This window comes from Flavobacterium galactosi, from assembly GCF_048158585.1.
Lineage (GTDB): Bacteria > Bacteroidota > Bacteroidia > Flavobacteriales > Flavobacteriaceae > Flavobacterium > Flavobacterium galactosi.
Map to the genome: position 1 here is coordinate 1 of NZ_JBLNKV010000013.1, position 10,607 is coordinate 10,607.

The following is a 10,607-nucleotide window of genomic DNA, read 5'->3' on the forward strand; positions in this document are numbered from 1 at the left end:
AACGAACGGAAACTGTGCCAGCAACTATACCCTTACCAGAACTTGGACTGCGACAGATGTTTGTGGAAACACCGCTTCTAAATCACAAGTCATTACCGTTCAGGATAAAACTGCTCCAATTATCGCTGCATTGCCGTCTGCTTCGACAATCTCTTGTCCAGCAATACCTGCATTTGCTATTGCAACAGCAACAGATAATTGTGCTTCGGCTGTAACCTTGACTTTTGCTGATGTGACTACAAATGGTCAATGTGCAGGATCCTATTCTGTAACTAGAACTTGGATCGCTAGTGATGCTTGCGGAAATACTGCTAAAGCTACACAAACCATTAACGTTCAAGATACAACCGGTCCAACAACAAGCACTGTATTTAGTCCAACTATCAATGTTAGTTGTGATGCAATTCCCGCCAAACCTGAACTTGTATTTGTCGATAATTGCTCAGCAGTCTCGTCAGCAATGTTTACTGAAAACATCATTAACAATACAGCAAATTCCTATTCAATAGTGAGAAAATGGTCAGTGGCTGATACTTGTGGAAATGCATCAGAGTTTACTCAAATCATTAATGTTAACGTTACAAATAATATTGTAGCATTAGTAGGTTCAATTTGTAATGATGGAGAAATTACAACTGCTAACCTAAACGATTTATTACCTATTGGTACTCCTGCAAACGGAACTTGGACCGATGTAAATAATTCAGGTACCTTACAAGGCAATGTAATTAATGCTGCTAGCCTTGTTGTTGGCGATTATATTTTTGAATATAAAATTAATGAGGGAACTTGCCCAAGAACTATAAGAATTACCATGACGGTTACTACTGATTGTGGTGGTATTGTATTGCCTTGTGGAACGATATTAGTTCATAATGCCTTCTCTCCTAATGGAGATGAAATTAATGAAAATTTCATAATTGACAACATTGATGATACAAATTGCTATCCTAATAATACAGTTGAAATTTATAACCGTTGGGGTGTATTGGTTTATGAAACTAGTGGTTATAATAATACCAGCAAAGTGTTCAAAGGTATTGCTGAAGGTAGAACAACTATTAGTCAATCCTCGGGTTTACCAACCGGTACCTATTTCTATATCTTAAATTACACCTCAGTTGATGGTGTAGGAAACATTATAACAAACAAAAAAGACGGGTTTTTATACCTTATAAATAATTAAAATTCATTAAACTTGGGGACTATGTTGTCCTCAGGTTTAATGGAATAATACCAATAGCCCTATTCCTGAACGATAAACCCGAATCAAATTTATCAATTAACTACTGAATTCTGACAAATGAATTCGATAGATAATTAAAAAATAAATATCTTCTATGAAAACAAAATTATTTACTTTCGTTTTGATGTTTACAGCCATTGTAAGTTTTGCTCAACAAGATGCACAATTTACTCAATACATGTATAACACAATCAATATTAATCCCGCTTATGCAGGATCTAATGGGGCTTTAAGTATTTTCGCTTTACACCGCACCCAATGGGTAGGACTCGAAGGTGCACCTGTAACTAACGTTGTGTCTATGAATACGCCACTCAACTCAAATAATTTAGGATTAGGGGTATCGATTATGAATGATAAAATTGGTCCTACTCATGAGAATACCATCTCAGCTGATTTATCTTACACGGTTCCTACATCGGAAACTTTTAAACTTTCATTTGGAATTAAAGCAACGGCTAATCTTTTTGATTTGGATGTAACCAGATTAAATCCAGCTGATAATGACCCAAGCTTACATGATTATAATAATAAATTCTCCCCAAATATTGGTGCAGGTATCTATTGGCATTCTAACAAAGCTTATGTTGGATTCTCTGTTCCTAACTTTATAGAAACCAATCGTTATGATGATAATGAAGTAGCTATTTTTAGAGAACAAATTAATTACTACTTGATTGCTGGTTATGTATTTGATTTAAATAATTATATTAAATTTAAACCCGCAGTTCTCACCAAAATGGTTAAAGGTGCTCCGCTTCAAATGGATGTATCTGGAAATTTTATGTTCAATGACAAATTTGTGGTGGGACTTGCCTATAGATGGAGCGCTGCACTTAGTGCTATGGTTGGATTTCAGGTTTCGGAAGGTTTGTATGTTGGATATGGGTATGATCATGAAACAACCAACTTAGATAACTATAATTCCGGTTCGCATGAAATTTTCCTGCGCTATGAATTATTCAAAAACAATAATAAAATCACGAGTCCTAGATTCTTCTAAAAAACAAGTTTTATGAAAAAAAATATGCTCGTTTGCATAACAATAGTAAGTATTTTTTCTTTTAACATTTATTCTCAAAAGACAAAATTAGTTACAGCTGATAAAAAATATGACAACTATGCCTATGTAGATGCCATAAAAACCTACGAAAAGGTTGCTGAAAAAGGGTATAAATCTGCAGACCTGTTTAAAAAATTGGGGAATGCCTATTACTTTAACGCAGAGCTGGACAAAGCTGCCAAATGGTATGGTGAATTATTTGTCATGGACACTACCAATCTAGAACCGGAATATTACTATCGTTATGCCCAGACTTTAAAATCCATTGGCGAAAATGATAAAGCCAATGAAATGTTGGAACTATTCAATCAAAAATCTGGAAACGATATTCGAGGAAAGCTTTTCAAAAAAAACACCAATTATTTAGAAGCCATAAAAGCTAATTCGGGTAGATATCAGGTGGAAAATGCAGGTATTAATTCGAAATACTCTGATTACGGAACCGCTGTATATATGAATAAAATAGTATTTGCTTCTGCAAGAGATACTGGAAGTTTAGGTCACAGAAAGCATGCTTGGACCAATCAATATTTTACAAATTTGTATACTGCAGATTTAGGAGACAAAATGACTCCAAGCGCAACTAAAAAGTTTGATAAAAGTATAATTTCGAAGTTTCATGAATCTACTCCTACTTTTACGAATGATGGAAAAACAATGTATTTTACTCGAAACAACTATTTGAATGGCAAAAAAGGAAAAGATGGAAATGATATTACTTTAATAAAAATTTACAAAGCCAGTTTAGAAAATGACAAATGGGCAAATGTAACTGAACTGCCTTTTGACAGTGATAATTATAGTACGGCCCATCCCACTTTAAGTCCTGATGGGAAGACATTATATTTTTCTTCTGATATGCCGGGAACTATAGGCCAATCAGATTTATTTAAAGTAAAAATAAATGACGATGGCAGTTTTGGTACTCCTGAAAACTTAGGAAATACAATCAATACTGAAGGAAGAGAAACCTTTCCATTTGTAAATGATGAAAATGAACTTTATTTTGCCTCAGACGGGCAACCTGGTTTAGGTGGATTAGATGTTTTTGTATCCAAAATAAACAAAGACAAGACTTTCAGTGAAGTTCAAAATGTGGGAGCTGATGTTAACTCGCCTAAGGATGATTTTGCTTATTTAATTGATACAAAATCAAGAAGAGGATTTTTTAGCTCCAATAGAGATGGTGGTCAGGGTTATGATGATATTTATAAATTTTTAGAAACAAAAAGGCTAATTTTTGAACAGGAATTATATGGTAAAATAACGGATATAACTACCAAAGAATTACTACCAAATGCTAAAATCACTTTATACGACAACCAATTTAATTTGATAAACACTACCAATTCTGATGATAAAGGCAATTATTCTTTTACTGTTGAATGTGGAAAAACTTATAATATAAGAGCTGAAAAACCAGAATACACCACTAAAGAACAAAAGATTACTATTGCAGCAGAAAAAGGAAAAACATATTTACCAATCGCATTGGAAAAATCAAAATGTAAAGTAACCGTTGGTGATGATTTGGGAAAATGTTTTGGCATTAAAATGATCTACTTCGACTTTGATAAATCTAATATTAGAGTAGAAGCTGCAATAGATTTAGAAAAAATATTAGATGTACTAAATCAATACCCTAGCATGAAACTTGATATTCGCTCTCATACAGATAGCAGACAAACCTTTAAATACAATGAGGCATTATCAGACAGAAGAGCTAAATCTACCATTAATTGGTTGATTAAAAATGGAGTTAATTCCAATAGATTGACTGGCAAAGGTTATGGAGAAACTCAACTCGTAAACAATTGTGCCGATGGCGTAAAATGCACAGAAGATGAGCATCAGCTCAACAGACGTAGTGAATTTATAATTACTGCTCTATAATAATAGATTTGATATAAAAACCAGTAAACTATTTTAAATAAACAGAAACCTCGAAAGTTAAACTTTCGAGGTTTCTTGTTCTAAAAATTAAGTATTTAATGAAATATATAAAATTTAAAAATAAATCAAATTTTGGGTAGAGAAGCATTTATTTTAAATTTACTTTCTTATCTTTTTTATAGCAAAATTTTATGTTAAAAATTATTTTCCTTTTCATCATTTTTATAATTTTTTGATAATTGATATTTATGCTCTTTATTAGTTGCGGATTTTTAATAAAGATCATTCTAAAATTATTAGTAAATAACTTATTTAAGAATAAAACAAATGTTAAAATTTTAAATCCAAAAATTAATTTTTTCTTAAAAAATTACAATTCAACGAGTATTTAGGTTACTGGTAGAAAAATAAAATCAATATTAGTTATTCTTTGTAACTTTGGTTGTATAAAAAAATAGCTGTTAAATAACTTAAAAATAGACACTTAATCTTACGAGGTAGAAATTTTTTAAACCCCAAAAAAAATATTTCATCCCTAAAAAAATTTAGAAACCTCTAAATTTTTAAGACTTTAATTTTGAAATGTAAATTTACAAATTATTCCAAAAAGGGGAATTAAAAATTAACAAATTAAATTCAGAAAAAATACTCGAACATCTACTTAATAGAATAAAAAATCTTGATGTTTGATATAGCAAAATCATTTTATTTTTAATACCAATAATTAAATATTATGAAAAAAAAATCTATTACTTTAATTAAAATTAGGCAATTCCTTTAGCTATTAATTTTCAACAAGAAATCGACTCCCTATAACCTATAATATTAGATAAATTAAATATATCTATACATTATAATTATAAAAAAGGACAATACCACAAATCAATTTTATAAATTAAAAACTGATTGTATGTATACAAAAACTACTCCCCATTTATTAGCTTTCTACATATTCATTGGTAATTTATATTCTCAATTTGATACTAAAACGCATTGGAATATGCTAAACTCTATTCCAACTTTTAAATCACTAAAGTTTATTTATTTTAAACCAATAATTAACTGTTTAAGTGTGTCATCAATAACTATTTTTTCTAAAGTTATTATGTCTGAATGTTCGTCGAGAACTATTCATACATCAAATCGTATAACAACTTTCAAAAATGAATTTTGCTACTTACAACCATTTCATTTTCTAACGATTTAAAACAAATCAATATGAAATCAATTTTTACTTATTCGACAAAATTATTTTCGCTTTTTTTAATAAGCTTTTTGAGTATTTCAACCGCAGTTGCACAAACGGCAGTTCCTAATCCAAATACTTCGTGTACATCCGGGGATCTAGAGTTAGTTGGAGCAACTCTTACTGGGGGAGATTTATGTAATTCATGTCCCACAAATACTATCCTAACCAGAACATTGACATTGTCTATCAATAATACAACAGGTTCAACAAGAACATCCTTTGCTTTTTGGGGGAATTTAGAGGAATATAGCGGTATCAACGGTTCATTAGTATCCACAATTGCAATTTCAGGCTGCGGAGGACCACTTCCTGGTCATACGATAACTAGTTTAACCTTTGATCAAGTTTCATATACTTGTGGTAATACATTAAAAATTACCAATTTATTCTTAGCATGGACTGATGCTTCTCCAGGTAGTATTTGTCCATTAAATCCTGCCACAATTTCTCCTAAATGTGGGAAATTACCTTTAATTAAAATAAACGCTGGAGTTAATGGTGAATTTGTTTTAACCAATTCTCAATGTGGTACAGCAAACGGTAACATCGACTTAACTCCAATCGGTGGCACAGCACCTTATACCTATTCCTGGACAACTTTGGATGGTGTTATACCTAACGGACAGGAAGACGATCAAGATCTTATTAATGTAGTTGCAGGCACTTTTGATGTAATGATCACCGATGCCAACGGCTGTACAATTACAAAAAGTAGAACCATAACCGCTAGCCCTCCTACAGTTGCTTCGTTTGCTCAAGTATCTGATATTACAGCAGCCTGCGGAGCAGCAACCACAAGCACTCTGAATTATACGAACAGCTCAACAGGAAATTGTCTAATGAGCGGATCTGTGACGTCTACTCTTAGTTCTCAATCACCAACTGGTTCATGTGGTGGAAACATAACAGAATCATGGACCTTTACAGACAATTACTCAAGAACCATTATTGCCTCAAGAATCATCCATGTTAGTCCGGCTGCTTTGCCAACAATGACAGCTCCTGTTAACATTACTGTAGCTTGCGGGTCAATACCGGCACCGAGCACTATCAACTTCAGCAATGGATTGAGTGGCGGTTGTTTAATAAGCGGAACATCAAATCCTTCCACTTTCTCTGCCACCCCTAACGCCTGTGGCGGTACAGTGACAGAAACCTGGACTGCCACTGATATTTGCGGAAGAATAATTACGACTGTATCGAGAACAATAACTGTTAGCCCAGCTACTTTACCAATAATGTCTGCACCTGCTACTATTACTGTAACCTGCGGGGCAATACCTGCGCCAAGTACCATCAGCTTTAGTAATGGATTGACTGGCGGTTGTTTAATAAGCGGAACGTCAAATCTTTCCACTTTCTCTCTTACTCCAAACGCCTGTGGCGGAACGGTGACAGAAACTTGGGCTGCCACGGATATTTGTGGAAGAACAGTTACGGCCGTATCAAGAACAATAACAGTTAGCCCGGCTTCTTTGCCAACAATGACAGCACCTGGCAATATTACTGTAGCCTGCGGGTCAGTACCGGCAGCAAGCACCATCACCTTCAGCAATGGATTAAACGGTGGTTGTTTAATAAGCGGAACGTCAAATCTTTCCACTTTCTCTGCCACTCCAAACGCATGTGGCGGAACGGTTACAGAAACCTGGACTGCCACGGATATTTGCGGAAGAACAGTTACGGCTGTATCAAGAACAATAACAGTTAGCCCGGCTGCCTTGCCAACAATGACAGCACCGGGCAATATTACTGTAGCCTGCGGGTCAATACCAGCACCGAGTACCATCACCTTCAGCAATGGATTAAGTGGTGCTTGTTTAATTAGCGGCATATCAAATCCTTCCACTTTCTCTGCTACTCCTAGCGCCTGTGGTGGAACGGTGACACAAACCTGGACTGCTACTGATATTTGCGGAAGAACCATTGCGAGTGTATCAAGAATAATAACTGTTACTCCAGCTGCTTTACCAACAATGGCAGCGCCTAGCAATATTACTGTAGCCTGCGGATCAATACCAGCACCGAGCACGATCAACTTTAGCAATGGATTAAGTGGCGGTTGTTTGATCAGCGGAACATCAAATCCTTCTAGTTTCTCCTCTACTCCTAACTCATGTGGTGGAACTGTTACGGAAACTTGGACTGGCACTGATACATGTGGAAGAACAGTTACAACTGTCTCAAGAACGATAACTGTTAGCCCCGCTGTTTTACCAACAATGACAGCTCCTGCTACTATTACTGTAACCTGCGGGGCAATACCTGCGCCAAGTACCATCAGCTTTAGTAATGGATTGACTGGCGGTTGTTTAATCAGTGGAACATCAAATCCATCTACTTTCACAACAACAGTATCTGGTTACTGTAAAGGTCAAGTTATCGAGACATGGAATGCTACTGATATTTGTGGAAGAGCACTTGCTTCCGTATCAAGAACTATTACCATAGATGACAAAACACTTCCGACATTTACACCTCCTCTAACCAGTACAATCTATAAAGATGCTAATTGTAATTACAACGCCGATCCAAATATAACGGGCAATGTAAATGATCAAGCAGACAACTGTACCAACAAGCCTGACATTATTGTTTCACATAGTGATACCAGTTGTTTTGGAACGCAACAGGAATGGAATGTAAATGCCGGAAATGGTATACTGATCGATTTTAACGTTGAAGGATTTGATGGACAACCAGCGAGTGCCGTTAAAAATATTACCTTATCATTTAATACAAATCAAGGTATTGGCCACGCTGAAATCACTTTAGTATCCCCACAAGGGCAAGCTATCATACTGGTTGGTCCTTATTGTTCCGATCCTTCTTGCTCCATTGACGGAGCTGCATCTTATACTCCTGTCTTCTATGGATCTGGTTATCCACAATGGAATAATGTCAATAACCCTACTGGAGCAGGTAATTACACTCCGCTAGGAGGTACTTCGACAAACTCACAATATATACCTGAATTTAATGGTTATATTTCAAACTTTAGCGAATTTACGGGGGAAATGAATGGAACCTGGAGGATTTTTGCCCGTAAACAAAGTACTGAAAATGGAACATTAAATATTAATAATGTTTGTTTCACTCCTAGCGAAAAATGCGCTAATGATGACTTTATTGTCAGACATTGGGCCGTTAGTGATGCTTGTGGTAATACCAAAACCGCGGATCAAATTATCCTTATAAAAGATAATATGGCACCGGTAATTACTTCTTGTGCTCATGATCAAACTATACCTGCAGATTTAAATTGTAAAGCTCTAGTTCCGGACTTTACTTCTGATATAACAGCAACTGATAATTGTACACCATCAGCATCTTTAATTATAACTCAGTTTCCTCTTGCAGGTACTGAAGTTAGATCAGGAACAACTACAATTACCTTGACCGTGAAAGATGCTTGTGGTAAAGAAACTTCTTGTGAAGCCAAACTAATTGTAACAAATTATATTGTTGCCAATGACGATGCAGGGACAACTATTAACGGATATACAGGTGGCATCTCGTTTACCAACGTATTGGCTAATGATCTATTAAACTGTATTGCAGTTAGTGTTAATGATGTCAATTTAAGTATAATCAGTTCAATAAATACAGGTATTACTGTTTCCGGCACCAATGTGGTAGTCGCTCCTGGTACCCCAACTGGAAACTATACATTGACTTACGAAATCTGTGAGAAATTAAATCCAACAAATTGTGATACAGGTATTGTTACTGTTACAGTATATATTCCTTCTATAACTCTTTTGAAAGATGGTACTTATGTTGACACTAATAATGATGGAATTACCAATGTTGGGGATACTATAAACTATAGTTTCGTGGTTACTAATTCAGGTAGCTCAACACTTTCAAATGTAACAGTTACTGATATTAATGCAGCTGTTACTGGTGGACCTATTGCTTCCCTTACTGTTGATGCTTCCGATTCAACTACATTCTCAGCGGTTCATGCAATCACGCAAGAGGATATTGATACCGGTTTTGTATACAACTTAGCAACTGCTACCGGTACTCCACCATCCGGCCCAAATGTAACAGGCAGTTCGTCAGATCCTACTCCTTGTACTTCATGTCCAGTTAACCCTAAATGTCCAGATTGTACCATCACTACATTAACACAAACTCCTTCAATAGCAATCACTAAAGATGGAACTTATGTGGATGCCAATAATGATGGAATTACAAATATTGGAGATACTGTAATCTATAACTTCGCTGTTACCAATACAGGAAACGTAACCCTTACCAATGTGACCGTGACTGATACGAACGCAGTGGTTACTGGAGGACCTATAGCTTCTCTCGCTGTTAATGCTTCCGATTCGACTACATTCTCAGCGGTTCATACAATCACGCAAGCGGATATCAATACCGGTTTTGTGTACAACTTAGCGACAGCTACCGGTATTCCTCCATCAGGTCCGAATGTAACAGATACTTCGTCCGATCCTACTCCTTGTACTTCTTGTCCTGTCAACCCTGAATGTCCGGATTGTACGATAACTCCATTAACACAAACTCCTTCAATAGCAATCACTAAAGATGGAACTTATGTGGATGCCAATAATGATGGAATTACAAATATTGGAGATACTGTAATCTATAACTTCGCTGTTGCCAATACAGGTAATGTGACATTAAATAATATAACTGTTACTGATATTAATGCAGTAGTCACTGTTGGACCTATCGCTTCTCTTACAGTTGGCACTTCTGATTCGACTACATTCTCTGCCGTTCATGCAATCACGCAAGCGGATATCAATACCGGTTTTGTAAACAACTTAGCGACAGCTACCGGTACTCCTCCATCAGGTCCAAATGTGACAGACACTTCGTCCGATCCTACCCCTTGCACTTCTTGTCCTGTCAACCCTGAATGTCCAGATTGTACCATCACTCCATTGACACAAACTCCTTCAATTGCAATCACTAAAGATGGGACTTATGTGGATGCGAATAACGATGGAATTACAAATATTGGAGATACTGTAATCTATAACTTCGTTGTTGCCAATACAGGTAATGTGACAGTAAATAATATAACTGTTACTGATATTAATGCAGTAGTCACTGGCGGACCTATCGCTTCTCTTACAGTTGGCGCTTCTGATTCGACTACATTCTCTGCGGTTCAT

4 protein-coding genes are annotated in these 10,607 nt (G+C 35.7%); all 4 read left to right on the forward strand.

Features of this window, described 5'->3' with window-relative positions:
• The coding region (locus tag ACM55M_RS17310) for a gliding motility-associated C-terminal domain-containing protein (protein WP_416858928.1) at window positions 1-1,186 on the forward strand (1,186 nt) is incomplete at its 5' end.
• 154 nt (window positions 1,187-1,340) lie between these two features.
• Window positions 1,341-2,249 (forward strand): PorP/SprF family type IX secretion system membrane protein, encoded by a 909-nt coding sequence (locus ACM55M_RS17315; RefSeq protein WP_416858929.1) that lies wholly within the window; start codon window positions 1,341-1,343, stop codon window positions 2,247-2,249.
• A gap of 12 nt (window positions 2,250-2,261) precedes the next feature.
• Window positions 2,262-4,202, forward strand: a complete 1,941-nt coding sequence (locus ACM55M_RS17320) for an OmpA family protein (protein ID WP_416858930.1) — start codon at window positions 2,262-2,264, stop codon at window positions 4,200-4,202.
• A 1,218-nt stretch (window positions 4,203-5,420) separates the two neighbouring features.
• Window positions 5,421-10,607, forward strand: a 5,187-nt coding sequence (locus tag ACM55M_RS17325) for a beta strand repeat-containing protein (RefSeq protein ID WP_416858931.1), incomplete at its 3' end; no start/stop codon positions are given.